General features: G+C 61.7%; 22 protein-coding genes. 11 read left to right on the top strand and 11 right to left on the bottom strand.

The features are described from left to right. Nucleotides 1–2 precede the first annotated feature (2 nt). From mlaD to HAQ05_RS01540, 3 genes are read right to left on the bottom strand one after another with little or no spacing between them, the layout of a single operon-like run. Entirely contained in the window at nt 3–470 is a 468-nt protein-coding gene (mlaD, locus tag HAQ05_RS01550) for an outer membrane lipid asymmetry maintenance protein MlaD (RefSeq protein WP_190416831.1), read from the bottom strand. Then, nucleotides 470–1,267: a lipid asymmetry maintenance ABC transporter permease subunit MlaE gene (gene mlaE / locus HAQ05_RS01545; protein ID WP_190416830.1), complete on the bottom strand. Its 798-nt coding sequence runs from the start codon at nt 1,265–1,267 to the stop codon at nt 470–472. The genes mlaD and mlaE overlap by 1 nt, the downstream gene beginning before the upstream one ends. Further along, nucleotides 1,267–2,076 (bottom strand): ATP-binding cassette domain-containing protein, encoded by an 810-nt coding sequence (locus HAQ05_RS01540; RefSeq protein ID WP_190416829.1) that lies wholly within the window; start codon nt 2,074–2,076, stop codon nt 1,267–1,269. The genes mlaE and HAQ05_RS01540 overlap by 1 nt, the downstream gene beginning before the upstream one ends. A 246-nt stretch (nt 2,077–2,322) precedes the next feature. On the opposite strand from HAQ05_RS01540, the gene HAQ05_RS01535 reads away from it, so the two are divergent. The 10 genes from HAQ05_RS01535 to HAQ05_RS01490 all read left to right on the top strand — a co-directional run bounded on the left by HAQ05_RS01535 (nt 2,323) and on the right by HAQ05_RS01490 (nt 9,425). Beyond that, complete coding sequence (locus HAQ05_RS01535; RefSeq protein WP_190416828.1) at nt 2,323–3,297, top strand: KpsF/GutQ family sugar-phosphate isomerase; 975 nt, start codon at nt 2,323–2,325, stop codon at nt 3,295–3,297. Next, nucleotides 3,298–3,822 (top strand): KdsC family phosphatase, encoded by a 525-nt coding sequence (locus HAQ05_RS01530; RefSeq protein ID WP_190416827.1) that lies wholly within the window; start codon nt 3,298–3,300, stop codon nt 3,820–3,822. It begins immediately after the preceding gene. Between the two features lie 10 nt (nt 3,823–3,832). Beyond that, nucleotides 3,833–4,411 carry an LPS export ABC transporter periplasmic protein LptC gene (lptC, locus tag HAQ05_RS01525; RefSeq protein ID WP_190416826.1) on the top strand — a complete coding sequence of 193 codons (579 nt, stop codon included), beginning with the start codon at nt 3,833–3,835 and terminating at the stop codon, nt 4,409–4,411. Further along, the gene (gene lptA, locus HAQ05_RS01520; protein WP_190416825.1) at nt 4,392–4,943 is read left to right on the top strand and encodes a lipopolysaccharide transport periplasmic protein LptA; all 552 of its coding nucleotides are present in this window, start codon (nt 4,392–4,394) and stop codon (nt 4,941–4,943) included. The genes lptC and lptA overlap by 20 nt, the downstream gene beginning before the upstream one ends. After that, nucleotides 4,943–5,668, top strand: a complete 726-nt coding sequence (gene lptB, locus HAQ05_RS01515) for an LPS export ABC transporter ATP-binding protein (protein WP_190416824.1) — start codon at nt 4,943–4,945, stop codon at nt 5,666–5,668. The genes lptA and lptB overlap by 1 nt, the downstream gene beginning before the upstream one ends. Nucleotides 5,669–5,857: 189 nt before the next feature. Then, a complete protein-coding gene (locus tag HAQ05_RS01510) occupies nt 5,858–7,372 on the top strand; it encodes an RNA polymerase factor sigma-54 (RefSeq protein WP_190416823.1) in 1,515 nt (504 codons plus the stop codon). Between the two features lie 106 nt (nt 7,373–7,478). Continuing rightward, nucleotides 7,479–7,787, top strand: coding sequence for a ribosome hibernation-promoting factor, HPF/YfiA family (gene hpf / locus HAQ05_RS01505; protein ID WP_190416822.1), 309 nt, complete (start codon nt 7,479–7,481; stop codon nt 7,785–7,787). A gap of 11 nt (nt 7,788–7,798) precedes the next feature. Continuing rightward, nucleotides 7,799–8,263, top strand: a complete 465-nt coding sequence (gene ptsN / locus HAQ05_RS01500; protein ID WP_190416821.1) for a PTS IIA-like nitrogen regulatory protein PtsN — start codon at nt 7,799–7,801, stop codon at nt 8,261–8,263. 2 nt (nt 8,264–8,265) lie between these two features. Continuing rightward, entirely contained in the window at nt 8,266–9,123 is an 858-nt protein-coding gene (gene rapZ, locus HAQ05_RS01495; RefSeq protein WP_190416820.1) for an RNase adapter RapZ, read from the top strand. 29 nt (nt 9,124–9,152) lie between these two features. After that, nucleotides 9,153–9,425 (top strand): HPr family phosphocarrier protein, encoded by a 273-nt coding sequence (locus HAQ05_RS01490; RefSeq protein WP_190416819.1) that lies wholly within the window; start codon nt 9,153–9,155, stop codon nt 9,423–9,425. Between the two features lie 15 nt (nt 9,426–9,440). On the opposite strand, the gene HAQ05_RS01485 is transcribed toward HAQ05_RS01490, so the two are convergent. From HAQ05_RS01485 to pmbA, 6 genes are all read right to left on the bottom strand, one after another. Beyond that, on the bottom strand, nt 9,441–10,340 hold the full coding sequence (locus tag HAQ05_RS01485) for a ZIP family metal transporter (RefSeq protein ID WP_338050083.1): 900 nt from the start codon (nt 10,338–10,340) through the stop codon (nt 9,441–9,443). Nucleotides 10,341–10,350: 10 nt separating this feature from the next. Continuing rightward, nucleotides 10,351–10,971 carry a superoxide dismutase gene (locus HAQ05_RS01480; RefSeq protein ID WP_190416817.1) on the bottom strand — a complete coding sequence of 207 codons (621 nt, stop codon included), beginning with the start codon at nt 10,969–10,971 and terminating at the stop codon, nt 10,351–10,353. 1 nt (nt 10,972) lies between these two features. After that, nucleotides 10,973–11,431, bottom strand: a complete 459-nt coding sequence (locus tag HAQ05_RS01475; protein ID WP_190416816.1) for a tetratricopeptide repeat protein — start codon at nt 11,429–11,431, stop codon at nt 10,973–10,975. A 17-nt stretch (nt 11,432–11,448) separates the two neighbouring features. Then, complete coding sequence (locus tag HAQ05_RS01470) at nt 11,449–12,825, bottom strand: class II fumarate hydratase (RefSeq protein ID WP_190416815.1); 1,377 nt, start codon at nt 12,823–12,825, stop codon at nt 11,449–11,451. Further along, the gene (locus HAQ05_RS01465; protein ID WP_190416814.1) at nt 12,822–13,214 is read right to left on the bottom strand and encodes a FagA protein; all 393 of its coding nucleotides are present in this window, start codon (nt 13,212–13,214) and stop codon (nt 12,822–12,824) included. The genes HAQ05_RS01470 and HAQ05_RS01465 overlap by 4 nt, the downstream gene beginning before the upstream one ends. A 137-nt stretch (nt 13,215–13,351) precedes the next feature. Next, a complete protein-coding gene (gene pmbA / locus HAQ05_RS01460) occupies nt 13,352–14,698 on the bottom strand; it encodes a metalloprotease PmbA (RefSeq protein ID WP_190416813.1) in 1,347 nt (448 codons plus the stop codon). 99 nt (nt 14,699–14,797) lie between these two features. Between pmbA and yjgA the strand changes: the two genes are divergently transcribed. Then, a complete protein-coding gene (gene yjgA, locus HAQ05_RS01455) occupies nt 14,798–15,319 on the top strand; it encodes a ribosome biogenesis factor YjgA (RefSeq protein ID WP_190416812.1) in 522 nt (173 codons plus the stop codon). Between the two features lie 9 nt (nt 15,320–15,328). Here yjgA and tldD read toward each other — a convergent pair whose 3' ends face one another. Next, nucleotides 15,329–16,771: a metalloprotease TldD gene (gene tldD / locus HAQ05_RS01450; protein WP_190416811.1), complete on the bottom strand. Its 1,443-nt coding sequence runs from the start codon at nt 16,769–16,771 to the stop codon at nt 15,329–15,331. A gap of 2 nt (nt 16,772–16,773) precedes the next feature. Then, nucleotides 16,774–17,625: a carbon-nitrogen hydrolase family protein gene (locus tag HAQ05_RS01445; RefSeq protein ID WP_190416810.1), complete on the bottom strand. Its 852-nt coding sequence runs from the start codon at nt 17,623–17,625 to the stop codon at nt 16,774–16,776. Between the last annotated feature and the right edge of the window lie 37 nt (nt 17,626–17,662).

Here is a 17,662-nt window from a genome sequence, read left to right as displayed (position 1 = left end):
CCTTATTTAGCGTCTTTGCCCACACTGTTGAGCAAGAATTTGCCGATCAGGTCTTCCAGTACCAGCGAGGATTGGGTGTCATGGATGGTCCCGCCGTCTTTCAGCAGGGCGCTGTCGCCGCCCACGCTGATACCGATGTACTTCTCGCCCAGCAAGCCTGCGGTCAGGATCGAAGCGGTGGAGTCGGTGGGCAGGTTGTCGACGTGCTTGTCGACTTCCATCGTTACCCGACCGGTGAACGAATCCCGGTCCAGATCGATCGCCGCGACCTTACCGATGGTCACACCGGCCAAGGTCACCTTGGCTCTGACAGTCAAACCGGCGATATTGTCGAAATTCGCATAAAGTTTATAGGTGTCATGGTGCGACGCAGGGGATAGGCCACTGACGCGCAGCGCCAGCAACACCAGCGCCAGAATCCCGGCCAGCACAAACAGGCCGACACCCACTTCCAAGGTGCGGTTTTGCATCAGAAATCTCCAAACATCAAGGCGGTCATAATGAAATCCAACCCCAGTACCGCCAGCGAGGCGTAGACAACGGTCCTGGTGGTGGCGCGGCTGATACCCTCCGAGGTGGGGTCACAGTCGTACCCTTGGAACACGGCGATCCACGTGACCACGAAGGCGAACACCACACTTTTGATCAAGCCGTTGAGCACGTCATCGGTAAAACTCACGCTGTTCTGCATGTTCGACCAGAACGACCCCTCGTAGACGCCGAGCCAGTCGACCGCTACCCAGGAGCCTCCCCAGACCCCGACCACACTGAACATCAGCGCTAGCAGCGGCAGGGAAATGAACCCGGCCCACAAGCGCGGGGCGGCGATGTACTTGAGGGGGTCGACGCCGATCATTTCCAGGCTCGACAGCTGCTCGGTAGACTTCATGTTGCCGATCTCGGCGGTCAAGGCAGAGCCTGCGCGCCCGGCGAACAGCAGGCCGGTCACCACCGGGCCGAGTTCCCGCAGCAGGGTCAGGGCGACCATCTGCCCCACGGCCTGCTCCGAACCATACTGGGTCAGAATACTGAACCCCTGCAGGGCCAGCACGCCGCCGATGAACACGCCAGAAACGATGATGATCGGCAACGACAGCACGCCCACCGAATACAATTGCTGAACCAGCAGTTGAAAACCCCCGGCGATGCCGCCGCGGCCGAACAGCGCATGCAGCAGGAACAGGCTCGAGCGCCCCAGCACCTGGACCACATCGATGGCCGCGCGCCCCACGAGACGAACCCGCCCGATCAGTGTTTTGCGGCGCATCAGCGTTTCCCCAGAAAGTCGGCGCCCAGCGGCGGGGCGGAAAAGTGAAAAGGCACCGGGCCGTCGGGCTGCCCCTTCATGAACTGGCGAATACGCGGGTTATCCGAGTCTTTGAGTTCGGCCGGCGCGCCCTGCCCCAGTACCTGCCCATCGCCGACCACGTACACGTAGTCGGCGATGCTCGACGTCTCGGCCAGGTCGTGGGACACCACGATGCTGGTGATGCCCAGCGCGTCGTTGAGCAGGCGGATCAGCCGCACCAACACCCCCATGGCGATGGGGTCCTGGCCAACGAAGGGCTCGTCGTACATCAGGATCTGCGGGTCCATGGCAATGGCCCTGGCCAGCGCCACGCGGCGCTTCATGCCACCGGAGAGTTCGTCGGGCATCAGCTCGATCGCCCCGCGCAACCCCACTGCCTGGAGCTTCATCAGCACGATGTCGCGGACCATTTCCTCAGGCAGGTCAGTGTGCACTCGCAACGGGAACGCCACATTCTCGAACACGTCGAGGTCGGTGAACAGGGCGCCGCTTTGAAACAGCACGCCCATATTCTTGCGCGCATCGAACAGGTCGCTGCGCGATAACTGTGGCAGGTTCTGGCCATTGACCCATACCTCGCCGGCAGCGGGCCGCAACTGAGCCCCCATCAGGCGAAGCAATGTGGTCTTGCCGCTCCCCGAAGGCCCCATGATCCCGGTGACCTTGCCGCGGGGAATGCGGATGTCGACGTTTTCGAAGATGCTGCGCGTACCGCGCTTGAAGGTTACACCCTTAAGCTCGACCGCATAGGCGTTATCGGCTGTCATTCAAACTCCTTGCGAAGCGGCCACGCCATTGGGAACGCCCGCCGCACGGCAAGGGCACACCTTACGGCGGGCTGATAAGCGGCGGACTATACCACCGCGGACACAAGGGGCCCACTCACAGATTTGAAACACACCCTTACTACTACACATCGAACCGTTCACCCTGAGACTTTTCCAAAACGTGATGATCAGACAGCAGCATATCCCCTATAATCCCCGCCCTTCCCTTTGATTGACCGATACACCATGAGCCTGTCCCGTTCCCTGATCCAGTCCGCGCAGCGCACCATTCGCCTCGAAATCGAAGCCGTAGAGGCCTTGCTGGCCCATATCGATGGCGATTTCGTGCGCGCGTGCGAGATGATTCTAGCTGGCGCTGGCCGGGTGGTGGTGATGGGCATGGGCAAGTCCGGGCATGTGGGTAAGAAGATCGCCGCGACCTTGGCCAGCACCGGCACACCGGCTTTCTTCGTTCACCCCGCAGAAGCCAGCCATGGGGATATGGGCATGATCACCGCGGCGGACATCGTGCTGGCGCTGTCCAATTCCGGCTCTTCGGCTGAAATACTGACCCTGGTGCCGCTGTTCAAGCGCTTGGGTATTCGCCTGATCAGCCTCACCGGCAACCCCGATTCACCGCTGGCCAAGGCTGCCGATGTCAACCTCGGCGCGCCCCTGCAGCAAGAAGCCTGCCCGCTCAACCTGGCGCCAACCTCTTCTACCACCGCGGCCCTCGTCCTCGGCGACGCGATCGCCGTGGCGCTGCTCGAGGCCCGCGGCTTCAGCGCTGAAGACTTCGCTTTTTCCCACCCCGGCGGGGCCCTGGGCCGCCGGCTGCTATTGAAGGTCGAGAACGTGATGCACGGTGGCCAAGACCTGCCCCAGGTACGCCGTGGTACCTTGCTGCGCGATGCGTTGGTGGAAATGTCCCGCAAGGGCCTGGGCATGACGGTGGTGCTCGAAGAAGACGGGCGCCTGGCCGGCATCTTTACCGACGGCGACCTGCGCCGCACGCTGGACCGCACGGTGGACATCCATACCGCGCGTATAGACGACGTTATGACCCTGCACGGCAAGACCACACGCCCCCACCTGCTCGCCGCGCAAGCCCTCAAGGTCATGGAAGACAACAAAATCAGCGCACTGGTGGTGGTCGATGACCAAGACCACCCCGTGGGTGCACTGAACATGCACGACCTGCTACGTGCTGGAGTGATGTGAATGAACGCTAACCTGCTCGAACGCGCCAAGCGCGTGAAACTCGCGGTATTCGATGTCGATGGTGTGCTCACCGACGGGCGTCTGTATTTTCTCGAAGACGGCAGCGAATTCAAGGCCTTCAACACCCTCGACGGCCATGGCATCAAAATGTTGGGCCAATCTGGCGTGATCACGGCCATCATCAGCGGGCGCACCAGCCCGGCCGTCGAGCGCCGTGCCAAGAACCTGGGCATTGCCCACCTTTACCAAGGCCGCGAAGACAAACAGGTGGTGCTCGACGGGCTGCTCGCGCAATTGGGCCTGGAATACCAGGACGTCGCCTACCTGGGCGACGACCTGCCCGACTTGCCGGTGATTCGCCGCGTCGGCCTGGGGATGGCAGTGGCCAATGCCGCGCCCTACGTGCGCGAGCATGCCGCCGGGTTGACCCAGGCCCGTGGTGGAGAAGGCGCGGCCCGCGAGTTCTGCGAGTTGATCCTGCACGCCCAAGGTAAGCTCGACGCCTTGCTTCGCAGCTACCTCTAAGGGCCCGCCCATGCAGAACAAGCTGTTTCGCAATATCATAGCGCTGTTGGTGGTGACACTGGTTGTCGGCGCCATCGGTTACTGGCGCATCACACCTGAGCGGTTCATGGACAACGAGCCCGCGGCGGTCGATGAAAACCTGATCGACTACTACGCCACCCATACCCACACTGTTCAATATATGGAAGATGGCAGCGTGCAATATGAACTGACCGCCGATAAGGTCGAGCACAAGCAGGCCAACGAGGTGTCCTACGTGACACAGCCTGAAATGCAGATTTACCGCGGCACCACCTACCCCTGGCACGTGCGCAGCGATCGCGCCGAGGTCAACCCCGACGGCACGCAGGTCGAACTGATCGACGCGGTGAAGTTCAACCGTACCGACCAGAAAGCCCGCACCACGATCATCAACACCAGCCGCGCCACGGTTTTTCCCCGCAGGCAATATGCCGAAACCGACCAGAACGTTAGAATTGATGGCGCCAATGGGGTTACCACGGCCAAAGGCATGAAAGCGTATTTGAAAGACAGCAAGGTAGACTTGCTGTCCAACGTAAGAGGACAGTATGACGCTCGCTCTCGCTAAAACTCTTCCCATTCTGCTTGGCCTGAGTGCTGCGCTCGCGAGCGTCACCGCCCTGGCGTTGCCGACCGACCGTGACCAGCCTATCCACATCCAGGCCGACAGCTCCCAGCTCGATGACAAACAGGGTGTAGCGGTTTACACCGGCGATGTGATCATCACCCAGGGCACCATGAAGATCACCGGCAACAAGGTGACCGTTACCCGTGACGACAATGGCGATGTGAAAACTTTCACCTCGGTGGGCAACCTTGCCTATTACGAGCAGAAGCCGGCGGTCAACAAACCCATCGTCCAGGCCTGGGCGGTCACCATCGACTACCTGGCTAGCCAGGACCGCATCATCCTTACCGACCGCGCGAAAGTGGTGAACGATGGCAACGTGTCCACCGGCGAAAAAATCGTCTACGACACGGTCAAGCAAATCGCCAACGCCGGGCGCGGCACCGGCTCGAAGATCACCGCGCCGCAGCCGCGCATCGACATGGTGATCCAACCGAAGAAAAAAACCGACCAACCGCAGAAGGCGCAGTAATGGCAACTCTTAAGGCTCAGCACCTGGCCAAGAGCTACAAGGGCCGCCAAGTCGTGCGGGATGTCAGCCTGTCGATAGACAGCGGGCAGATCGTTGGCCTACTGGGCCCCAACGGGGCCGGCAAAACCACCTGTTTCTACATGATCGTGGGTTTGGTACAGGCCGACCAAGGTCGGGTACTGATCGACGAGCTCGACGTCAGCCACCAGCCGATGCATGGCCGGGCGCGCTCCGGTATCGGCTACCTGCCGCAGGAGGCTTCGATCTTTCGTAAGCTGTCGGTGGCCAATAACATCCTGGCGATCCTCGAAACCCGCAGCGACCTGGACGCCGCCGGGCGGCGCGCGGAACTCGAAAGCCTGTTGCAAGAGTTCCACATCACGCATATTCGCGACAACCTGGGCATGAGCTTGTCCGGCGGCGAGCGGCGCCGGGTGGAAATCGCCCGGGCGCTAGCCACCTCGCCGAAGTTTATCCTGCTCGATGAACCCTTCGCCGGGGTAGACCCCATCTCGGTCGGCGATATCAAACAAATCATCCACCACCTCAAGAACAAGGGCATCGGCGTACTGATCACCGACCATAACGTTCGCGAAACCCTGGACATCTGTGAAATCGCCTATATCGTCAACGACGGTCAGTTGATCGCCGAAGGCGACGCGCAAACTATCCTGGGCAACCAACTGGTCAAGGAAGTCTACTTGGGGCATGAGTTCCGGCTGTGACCCGGCATGCCGGTTTTGCCGGCTGGGGCAATGACCAGGTGGCGGTTGGCCTAACTTTCGATCAAGAACACTAGGCAAGCAGCCGGTTTTCAGGCATATAATTTGCTTAAGGCTGCCACCCGTTGTTAGGGTGCCAGTGTGTAGTGGATGGCGCCCCGCGCCGGCAGAACAAGGTGTCTAGCTTCCACCATGAAACCATCGCTTGTCCTAAAAATGGGCCAGCAACTGACGATGACGCCGCAGTTGCAACAGGCCATCCGCCTTCTCCAGCTTTCCACCCTGGACCTGCAGCAGGAAATCCAGGAGGCACTGGACTCCAACCCCATGCTCGAGCGCCAGGAAGAGGGCGAAGATTTCGATACCACCGACCCCCTGGCCGACCATGTAGAAACGAAGGCCAATGGGGAAGCCCAAGAGGACAGCTTCCAGGAAAGTACCTACCAGGAAAGCGCCCCCAGTAACGGTAGCGAAGGCGGCGAAGAAGGCGATTGGAACGAGCGCATTCCCAACGAGCTGCCCGTCGACACCGCCTGGGAGGACGTTTACCAGACCAGCGCCAGCAACCTGCCCAGCAGCGATGATGACGAGTGGGACTTCACCACGCGCACCTCCGCCGGTGAGAGCCTGCAAAGCCACCTGCTGTGGCAACTGAACCTGGCGCCCATGTCGGATAACGACCGCCTGATCGCGGTAACGTTGATCGACAGTATCAACGACCAGGGCTACCTGGAAGCGACCCTGGACGAGATTTGCGAAGCGTTCGACCCGGAGCTGGACATCGAACTGGACGAGATCGAAGCGGTGCTGCACCGTATCCAGCAATTCGAGCCCGCTGGAGTCGCTGCGCGCAACCTCAGCGAATGCCTGGCATTGCAGTTGCGGCAATTGCCGGCCAAAACACCCTGGCTAGCCCTGGCACAGCGCCTGGTTACAGACTATATCGACCTGCTCGGCAATCGCGATTACAGCCAACTGATGCGCCGTATGAAAATCAGGGAAGACGAACTGCGCCAGGTCATCGAGCTGGTGCAAAGCCTCAACCCACGCCCCGGCTCACAGATTGCCTCCAGCGAACCGGAATACGTCGTACCCGACGTGATCGTACGCAAGGACAGGGATCGCTGGCTGGTCGAACTGAACCAGGAGGCTGTCCCCCGCTTGCGCGTGAACCCCCAATATGCCGGCTTCGTGCGCCGCGCCGACACCAGCACCGACAACACCTTCATGCGTAACCAGTTGCAAGAAGCGCGTTGGTTCATCAAGAGCCTGCAGAGCCGCAACGAAACCCTGATGAAGGTATCTACCCAGATCGTCGAGCACCAGCGGGGCTTCCTAGACTACGGCGACGAGGCGATGAAGCCACTGGTACTGCACGACATTGCCGAAGCGGTGGGCATGCACGAGTCGACCATCTCCCGTGTCACGACGCAAAAATACATGCACACGCCCCGTGGCATCTACGAGTTGAAATACTTTTTCTCCAGCCACGTAAGCACCTCCGAAGGCGGTGAATGCTCGTCCACGGCAATCCGCGCGATCATCAAGAAACTCGTCGCGGCGGAAAATCAGAAAAAGCCATTGAGTGACAGTAAGATCGCTGGTTTACTGGAGGCACAAGGCATCCAGGTAGCCCGCCGCACTGTCGCCAAATATCGCGAATCCCTGGGGATTGCGCCGTCGAGCGAACGCAAGCGGTTGATGTAGCCCACCGGGTGCCCGCCGGGGTGGCATGGCTGCTGCCTAGGCATCCGCGTCCAGGGGGCAGGTCATTGGTCTGCTTCTTTATGCACTGGCAATAAGGAGAAGCGGTATGCAAGTCAACATCAGTGGGCATCAACTGGATGTGACCGACGCCATGCGTGAATACATTGGCGACAAGCTTGCCAAGCTCGAAAGGCATTTCGACAAGATCACCAACGTGCAGGTGATCATGGAAGTTGAAAAGCTCAAACAAAAAATCGAAGCCACCCTGCGGGTGCCCGGCGGCGAGGTAGTGGCCAACGCAGAACATGACGACATGTACGCCGCCATCGACCTGCTGACGGACAAACTCGACAGGCAACTGCTCAAACACAAGGAAAAACAGCAGAGCCTCTTTCAAGGTGCGGCGGCTCGCTGATCACACCTCCCATGATCCGAATCGAACAGATCCTGACCCCCGGCCGTTGCTTGGTGAACGAGCCGGGCGGCAGTAAAAAACGCGTACTGGAACAGATTGCCAAGCTGGTGGCCCGTGATTTACCGGACCTAGGCAGCCTGGACGTCTACGAGGCGCTATTGGCGCGCGAACGTCTGGGCTCCACAGGCTTCGGCAAAGGCATTGCCATTCCCCATTGTCGGCTGGCCGGCTGCCCATCCCCCATTAGCGCGCTGTTGCAGCTCGATCACCCGGTCGAATTCGACGCCATCGATGGCATCCCGGTCGACTTGCTGTTCGTACTGCTGGTGCCGCAGGCCGCGACCGACGAACATCTCGAACTCTTGCGCCAGATCGCCAGCATGCTCGACCGCAAAGATGTTCGCGACAAATTGCGCTCGGCCAGGGACAATGAAGCCCTGTACCAGGTGGTTCTGGACGACCAACAGAGTCATTAGCCATGCGCCTGATCATCGTCAGCGGCCGTTCCGGCTCCGGCAAAAGTACCGCGCTGGATGTGCTGGAAGACAGCGGTTTCTATTGCATCGACAACTTGCCCGCAGGGTTGCTTCCTCAATTGGCCGAGCGTGTGCTACTGCACACGGAGCTGGCCCAACCGCTGGTGGCCGTATCGATTGACGCACGCAACTTGCCCAGCCACCTGAGCCGGTTTCCCGAGCTACTCGAAGAGGTACGCGCCAAACATATCCAGTGTGATGTGCTGTACCTGGACGCTGACGAAGACACCCTGCTCAAACGTTTTTCCGAAACCCGCCGGCGCCACCCGCTGAGCAGCGCCGAGCGCTCGCTGGCCGAGGCGATCCGGGTAGAAAGCGAACTGCTCGGGCCTATTGCAGACCTGGCCGACCTCAAGATCAACACCGCCAGCCTGAACCTGTATCAACTGCGTGACATGATCAAGCTGCGCCTGCTTAACAAGCCGGACGCTGGCACCGCTTTTTTGATCGAGTCATTCGGTTTCAAGCGCGGTGTGCCGATCGATGCAGATGTGGTGTTCGACGTGCGCTGCCTGCCCAACCCTTACTGGAAACCTGAGTTGCGGGAACATTCCGGGCTGGACCAGCCGGTCATCGACTACCTGGCAGCATCGCCAGATGTACAAGACATGTACCAGGATATCCACGCCTACCTGGCCAAATGGTTACCTCGGTTTGCCGCCAGTAACCGCGCCTACGTGACCGTTGCCATTGGCTGCACCGGCGGGCATCACCGCTCGGTGTACCTCACCCACCGCCTGGGCTGCGAACTGCAACAAACTTTGAAGAACGTACAAGTCCGCCATCGTGACTTGAATTGAACGCTTTAATTGAAAGGACCTGCCCTGCAATGCCCGCACTCGACATCACCATCATCAACAAGCTGGGCCTGCATGCGCGGGCGGCTGCGAAATTCGTCGGTGTCGCCGGGCGGTTTCCCTGCCAGGTCAAAGTCGGCCGTGCGGCCGACCAACTCGTAGATGGCAAGAGCATCATGGCGGTTATGATGCTCGCCGCCGGTAAAGGCACGCAGCTTCACCTGAACACAGAAGGCGAGCAGGCCGAGGATGCGCTCGACGCGCTAGTGCGCCTGATCAACGATAAATTCGATGAAGGCGAATAACCAGCGCCGCGTCCATCAGCCCAACGCTGTGTCCAGCATCATCATCAGGCAGAACCCCACGCACAGCCCCAAGCTCGCCAGCTTGTGATGGCCGTTGCTGCGCGATTCCGGGATGATCTCGTGGGTGACCACCAACAGCATCGCCCCGCCGGCACCGGCCAAGCCCAATGGCAATAACAGCTGTGCCACGGTGACCAACCAGCCACACAGCACCGCGAATACCGGCTCTACCAGCCCCGACGCCGCGCCGATCAGAAATGCACGCACCCGTGACATTCCGGCACCGGCCAATACCAAGGCAATGACTAACCCTTCGGGTACATCCTGCAGGGCAATGCCGATGGCCAGGCTATTGGCACCCTCCATGCCGCCGCCAGCCGAAACGCCAACCGCCATGCCTTCAGGGATGTTGTGCACAACGATAGCGATCACGAACAGCCAGATACGCGCCGGTATCACCGGGCGCCCAGGAGCCGATACCAGCGCTTCAGGCCCGGTGCCGGCCACCTTGCGGTCGAGCACATACAGCGCCATGGCGCCCAGCATGATGCCAAAACTGACCAGTGCACCTGCCCCCCACGCCGAAAGCCCTAATACAGCGGCCGCCTCCAAGCCCGGTAGAACCAACGAAAACGCCGTTGCGGCCAGCATCACGCCGGCGCCGAAACCGAGCAAGGTATCGGCAACCGCCACGGGCATGTTGCGAATCACCAGCACCGGTACTGCGCCCAGGGCAGTGCCTAAGGCACATAGGGCACCGCCTTCCAATGCGCGCAGTATGCCTGGGGCCAACCCCAGCCATTCCAGCCCTTGTGCCGCCAGCAGGGAAAACCCCGCCAGCAGCAGTACACTGCCCAAGGCCAGTTGGAACAGGCGAACACTGCTGACCGACAAGTTGTCGGTACGTTTGCCCACGGCCTGAGGATCAGCCGGCGATGGCGGCTTGGTAGCGTTTCTCGACTTCAGGCCAGTTGACGACGTTATAGAAGGCATCGATGTATTCCGGGCGGCGGTTCTGGTACTTGAGGTAATACGCATGCTCCCATACGTCCAGGCCAAGAATGGGCGTATGGCCGGCCATTAGGGGGCTGTCCTGGTTAGCGCTGCTCTGAACCAGCAGTTTTTTCTCCGGGGTTACGCTTAACCATGCCCAGCCACTGCCGAAGCGGCTGAGGGCGGCCTTGGTGAATGCGTCCTTGAAGGCCGCGAAGCCGCCCAGGTCGGCATCGATCGCCTTGGCCACGGTGCCTTGCGGCAAGCCACCGGCATTGGGCGCCATCACTTCCCAAAACAGCGAGTGGTTCGCGTGGCCGCCGCCGTGATTGATCACCGGGCCCTGAAGGTTCTGCGGCAATTGCTTGACCTCGGCAAGCAGTTTTTCCAGTGGCCACTGCGCGAACTCAGTGCCGTCCAGGGCGGCATTGAGGTTATTGATGTAGGTTTGGTGGTGTTTGCTGTGGTGGATTTCCATGGTTTGGCTGTCGATGTGCGGCTCCAGCGCATCATAGGCGTAGGGCAGCTTGGGCAGCTTATGAGGGTAAGGCATCTTAATGAACTCCGTATCGGTGGGTGGGAGGCCGCTTTGGGGCGAGCGCGGTATACCCGGTGGTATCCAGGTTGCCCGCCAGCAGCCGGGTGGTACGGGGGTACTCACCGTGTTCGCGGATGAAGGCGAGCAATTCGGTGTAGGTGTGCCCGCTGTGGCGCAGCGCCGCCTGGCGCAGTGCCGGGCCCAAACGCGGGTCTTGCGTGGCCAGCAACAAGCGCTGGTGAATGGCACACAGGTACTCGGCGCTTTCCTCCGGCTGGCCTAAGCGTAGGTGTAGGTCGGCCAGGTTATGGTGGGAGACCACGCAGGCAGCCACGGCTTCGTCTGGGTCCGGCCAGCGCTCGAGGAGGGTTTGCGCCCAGGCCAGGGCCTGCAGGTAATGCTCCCTGGCATCGAGCAGTTCGCCGCGCTCAAAGTGCCCGTTGGCCCGCTCGATGAGGTGTCTCCAGTGCTGCATGGCGATCTCCAGGGCGGTCAAAGGCCGCCGGCGGTGAGTTTTACCGGGTCCAGCAAGGCCTCCAGGCGCTCGCGGGAAAGGTCGGTGTTTTCCAGTGCCACGTCGATGATCGGCCGCCCCTCGCGGTAGGCCTGCTTGGCGATCTCGGCGGCCTTTTGGTAGCCGATGATCGGGTTCAGCGCGGTGACCAGGATCGGGTTGCGACCCAGCGCCTGCTTGATCTTGGTTTCATTCACGCGGAAGCTGGCGATGGCCTTGTCGGCCAGCAGGCGGCTGGCGTTGGCCAGCAGGCCGATGCTTTCGAGCAGGTTCGAGGCGATCACCGGCAGCATCACGTTGAGTTCGAAATTGCCCGACTGCCCCGCCACGGTGATGGTGGCGTCGTTGCCAATCACTTGGGCGGCGACCATGGCGGTGGCTTCCGGGATCACCGGGTTGACCTTGCCGGGCATGATCGAGGAACCCGGCTGCAGGGCTTCGAGTTCAATTTCACCCAACCCAGCCAAAGGGCCAGAGTTCATCCAGCGCAGGTCGTTGGCGATTTTCATCAGGCTGACCGCGACCGCCTTGAGCTGGCCGGACACCGCCACGGCGGTATCCTGCGAACCGATCAGCGCAAACAGGTTGGCCCCAGGGGTGAAGGTTACACCGGTGGCGCTGCTCAGTTGCTCGCTGAACAGCCGGGAAAACTCGGGGTGGGCGTTAATGCCGGTGCCCACTGCCGTGCCACCTTGGGCCAGGGCAAGCAAGCTAGGCTGCAGCTCGCGCAGGTGGCCGATACCGCCGCGCACCTGGGCCGCCCAGCCGTTGAGCACCTGGCTCATGCGCACCGGCATGGCGTCCATCAGGTGGGTACGGCCGGTCTTGACGTGCTGGTGTACCTGCTCGGCCTTCTGCGTGAGTGTGCCCACCAGGTGTTCCAGGGCCGGCAGCAGGTGCTCGTGCAGCGCCAGCGCAGCACTGATGTGAAGGGTGCTGGGGATGATGTCATTGCTGCTTTGCCCGCAGTTGACGTGGTCGTTGGCATTGACCTTTTCGCCCAATGCCTTGCTGGCGAGCGTGGCGATCACCTCGTTGGCGTTCATGTTCGAACTGGTGCCGGAGCCAGTTTGGAAGATATCTACCGGAAAATGCTGCATGAAGTCGCCCGCGAGCAACTGCTCGCAGGCCTGCTCGATGGCCTTGCCCTGGGCGGCGCTGATTTGCCCCAGCGCCACATTGGCCCGCGCCGCTGCCGCCTTGGCCAGGATCAACGCACGCACGAACTGGGCGGGCATACGCTGGCCGCTGATGGGGAAGTTATTGACCCCGCGCTGAGTTTGGGCGCCATACAGGGCCTCGGCCGGCACCTGCAATTCACCCATGCTGTCGCGCTCGATACGGGTAGTGCTCATCGGGGATGTCCTTCTGGGGTTTCTGGGTAGGAAATCGACGGCAACAGCTCGCACTGCGCCAGGGCCTGGGCATGGGCGTGCCACCGATGCAGCGCCGTGGCGTCGCTGGCCAAGCCGTGCAAGTCGCGCAACGGGCGCCAGGCGTGATCAAGGCACTGGTTACGCCAATGCCAAGGCAAGGCCACGTCGCCAGCGGTGGCGAGCAATAGGCGGAAGGTGGCCTGGGCCACGGCATGCGGCCCCATGGGGGTGAGGCGAGCCAGGCAGCGCCCGGCGGCGAAGTAATGATCGATCAAGCGCGGTTCGTCCGGGCGCACTGCACAGCGAACCTGCTGGCCAAGCCAGCGCCAATCATCCAGGTAAGGCAGTTCACGGGCAGCAGGCGTCATCGCATCAACCGTTTCGCTTCGGTAATGCGTTTTATTATTATTTGATAATCAGAATCAGTGCAAGCGAAGCGGGAGCTCGCACGCTTCAGGCGTCACAGTTTTAACCCTGGGCCCGAAGCCTGTGAGGCCAACGGGGCTTAGCTGCCCGCCACCGTCATTCGCTCGATCAGCACTGAACCACTGTGGATATGGCTACGGGTTTCGACGTCGTTGCCCACCGCGACGATGCGCTGGAGCATGTCGCGCAGGTTGCCGGCGATGGTGACTTCCTGCACAGGGAACTGGATCTCGCCGTTCTCCACCCAAAAACCCGCAGCCCCACGGGAATAGTCGCCGGTGACCAGGTTCAGCCCTTGCCCCATCAGTTCGGTGACCAAAAGCCCACGGCCCATTCGGCGGATCAACGCCTGCTGGTCGTCGCCACCCAGGGTCACGAACAGGTTATGCACACCGCCGGCGTTCGCGGTGCTGGGCATGCCCAGTTTGCGACCCGAGTAGGTGGCCAGTACATATGATACCAACCGGCCATTTTCGACGAACGGTTTGGCATAGGTGGCCAGGCCGTCACCATCGAACGAGGCACTGGCCAGGCCGCCCTTGATATGCGGGCGCTCGTCCAGGGTCATCCATTCAGGAAACACCATCTGCCCCAATTGGCCTTCCAGGAACGAAGACTTGCGGTACAGGTTGCCACCGGAGATGGCCGAGAGAAAACTGCCGAACAACCCGCTGGCCAGTTCCGCACTGAACAGCACCGGTACCTCGCAGGTCGGCACCGGCCGCGCACCCAGGCGCCGGGCGGCACGTTCGGCGGCGCGCCGGCCAATGGATTCAGGGCTGGCCAAGTGCTCGCCATCACGGTTGAAGTCGTACCAGTAATCCCGCTGCATCTGCCCGTCGGCCTCGGCGATCATCACGCAAGACAGCGTGTTACGCGTCGACGCATAACCGCCGATGAAACCGTGGCTATTGCCGTATACACGGCAGCCCTGGTGTACGTTCACGGTGGTGCCATCGGCATTGACGATGCGCGGGTCGGTGTCGAATGCGGTCGCTTCTGCCGCCAGGGCCTTTTCGATAGCCTGTTCAGGAGTGATGGCCCAGGGGTGGAAAAGGTCGAAGTCTTCCACATGCTTGGCCATCAGCGCTGCATCGGCCAAGCCGGCGCTAGGGTCTTCAGAGGTATGCTGGGCGATGGCCAGCGCCGCGGCCACGGTTTGCTCGATGGCGCTGGGGCCGCTAGCCGAGGTACTCGCCGAGCCCTTGCGCTGGCCCACATACAGGGTAATGCCAAAGCCTTGGTCACGGTTGAACTCGACGGTTTCCACTTCCCGCTGGCGAACCGAGGTAGACAACCCTTGCTCCAGCGACACCGCCACTTCGCAGGCAGTGGCGCCCTGGCGTTTGGCCTCTGCGAGAATCTGCTCGACCTGCGCGTGCAACTGGGGCAGGTCCTCGCGCCCAACGCTTTGCTCTGCTTTCATGGCACTCTCCACACTTCACATTCGCTATTCAGTACGGCCAGGCCACACAAGCGGCCTGTGACTGGGTATCATGGCGGCGTTTTTCAGCGGACTGCCCCCATGGTTGATTCTTACGACGACTCCCTCGGCGAGGGAAAAAGCAAATCGCAGGTTAAGCGCGAGCTTCATGCGCTGACCGAGCTCGGCGAACGCCTGGCCACGCTCAAAGCCGACGTGCTCGCGCGCCTGCCCTTGACCGACGCCCTGCGCCGGGCCATCGAGGATGCGCCCAAGCATACGGCCAACGCGGCGCGCAAGCGGCACATCCAGTTCATCGGTAAACTGATGCGCGACCAAGACACCGAGGCGATCCTGCAGTTGCTCGACCAGCTCGACTCGTCCACGCGCCAGTACAACGAGCGCTTTCACACCCTCGAGCGCTGGCGTGATCGCCTGATCGGCGGCAGTGATGAGGCCCTGGCGGCATTTTTTACCGCCTACCCCGAGGCCGACCGCCAACATGTGCGGCAGCTGATCCGCCATGCGCAGCACGAAGCGGCACAGAACAAGCCGCCCGCGGCCAGCCGCAAGGTTTTCAAATACATTCGCGAACTCGACGAACAACAACGCGGCCTGCGCTGACCAGCGCCGTCAGGCGCCGGTACCGCCAACGGTGATGGCATCGATCTTCAGGGTAGGCTGGCCCACCCCTACCGGCAACGACTGGCCATCCTTGCCACAGGTTCCCACGCCGCTGTCCAGGGCCAGGTCGTTGCCCACCATCGATACCCGGCTCATCGCTTCGGGGCCGTTGCCGATCAGCGTCGCCCCTTTCACCGGCGCGGTAATGCGGCCATCTTCGATCAAATAGGCTTCACTGGTGGAAAATACGAACTTGCCACTGGTGATATCGACCTGGCCGCCGCCGAGGTTGGCGCAGTACAGGCCCTTTTTTACCGAGGCAATGATTTCTTGCGGGTCACTGTGCCCGGCGAGCATGTAAGTATTGGTCATGCGCGGCATCGGCAGGCAGGCATAGGATTCGCGCCGGCCATTGCCGGTACGCGCCGTGCCCATCAGCCGCGCATTGAGTTTGTCTTGCATGTAGCCCTTGAGGATGCCGTTCTCGATCAACGTGGTGCACTCTGTGGGGGTGCCTTCGTCATCCACCGACAACGAGCCACGGCGGCCACTCAAGGTGCCGTCGTCGACGATGGTGCAAAGTGTAGAGGCGACCTGTTCGCCGATGCGGCCGCTGTAGGCCGAACTGCCCTTGCGGTTGAAGTCGCCTTCCAAGCCATGCCCAACCGCTTCGTGCAGCAATACCCCGGACCAGCCAGAGCCCAGCACCACAGGCAGGGTGCCTGCCGGCGCCGCGACGGCCTCCAGGTTTACCAGCGCCTGGCGCAGTGCTTCGCGAGCGTAGCCCATGGCCCGGTCCTCCTGAAGGAAGTAACGGTAATCGGTGCGCCCGCCGCCCCCTTGGCCGCCGCGCTCGCGGCGGCCATTGTGTTCAACGATCACGCTCACGTTGAAGCGGACCAACGGGCGTATATCCGCAGCCAGTGTGCCGTCGGTGGCTGCCACCAATATCCGCTCCCATACCCCCGCCAAGCTCACCGACACCTCCTGGATACGCGGGTCTAGCGCACGGGTTTGCGCATCGATACGCTTGAGCAGCTCGACCTTTTCGGCACGGCTGAGCACGTCCAGCGGGTTGTCCGCTGCGTACAAGTGCTCCACTTGCTGCTGGCTGAACACCTGCACGCGGCCATTCTGGCCGGCGCGGGAAATCGAGCGGGCGGCCTGCGCCGATTGCCGTAAAGCGGCAAGGTCAAGGGTGTTGCTGTAGGCGAAGCCGGTTTTCTCACCGGACTGGGCGCGCACGCCTACCCCCTGGTCGAGGTTGAAGCTGCCCTCTTTGACGATGCCGTCTTCGAGCCCCCAAGATTCTGAAACTTGCGCCTGGAAATACAGGTCACCGGCGTCGATGCCGGGGCCGGCCAGTTCACCGAGTACCGTTTGCAGGCTGGCCAGGTCGAGGCCGCCGGGTGTCAGCAAATGCTCACTGACGGTGCTAAGCATGTCGCTCATGTTCACTCCACATCTGCTGCAGGCCGCGGCGCGCCCTGCGTAAACAAACGCCGATGCGACAGCACCGGCATGCGCGCCCGAATGGACGCTTGTTCCTTGGCATCCCGTGCGGCACATAGCACGGCAGGGCCCTTGGCTTGCTCTGCGAGCACTCGCCCCCAGGGGTCGATGATCGCGGCCTGGCCCCAGGTTTCGCGGGGGCCGGGGTGCTCGCCACCTTGGGCGGCAGCGAGTACATAACACTGTGTTTCAATAGCCCGGGCACGGATCAGCACTTCCCAGTGTGCCGCCCCGGTGACCGCCGTAAAGGCCGATGGGGCGGTGATCAGTTCGGCACCCTGCTCACGCAAGCGGGTATACAACTCGGGAAAGCGCAAGTCGTAACACACCGTCAGGCCCAGCCGGCCCACCGGCGTATCTGCCACCACTGTGGTTTGACCATGAGCATAGTCATCCGACTCACGGTAGCGCCCACGGTGGTCGTTCACGTCTACGTCGAACAGATGCAATTTGTCGTAACGCGCCACCACATCGCCGTGCTCATCGAACAGCAACGAACAGGCGCAAGGTTTGCCGTGGGGTGTTTGCAATGGCGGCAACGGCAAGGTACCGGCGACTATCCATAACTTGAGGTCGCGGGCCGCCTGTTTCAAGGCGGGTAGGATCGGCCCGCCCCCCAGCGCCTCGGCTTGGCCAATGGCCGCGGCATCGCGCCGGCCCAACGAGGCGAAATTCTCTGGCAGTACCGCCAGCCGCGCGCCCGCCTCCGCGGCCTGCTCAAGCAGCGCGCGGGCCGCTGAGAGGTTGGCCGCGACATCGGGCTGGCTGACCATCTGGATCACGGCGAACGTCATGGGTAGGCCCTCGATAGGCGCGGTGAATATCGGCAGG

This window comes from Pseudomonas typographi (genome assembly GCF_014694385.1).
GTDB lineage: Bacteria > Pseudomonadota > Gammaproteobacteria > Pseudomonadales > Pseudomonadaceae > Aquipseudomonas > Aquipseudomonas typographi.
Note: the sequence above shows the minus strand (reverse complement) of the source record. Positions and strands in the feature narration are given on the sequence as shown.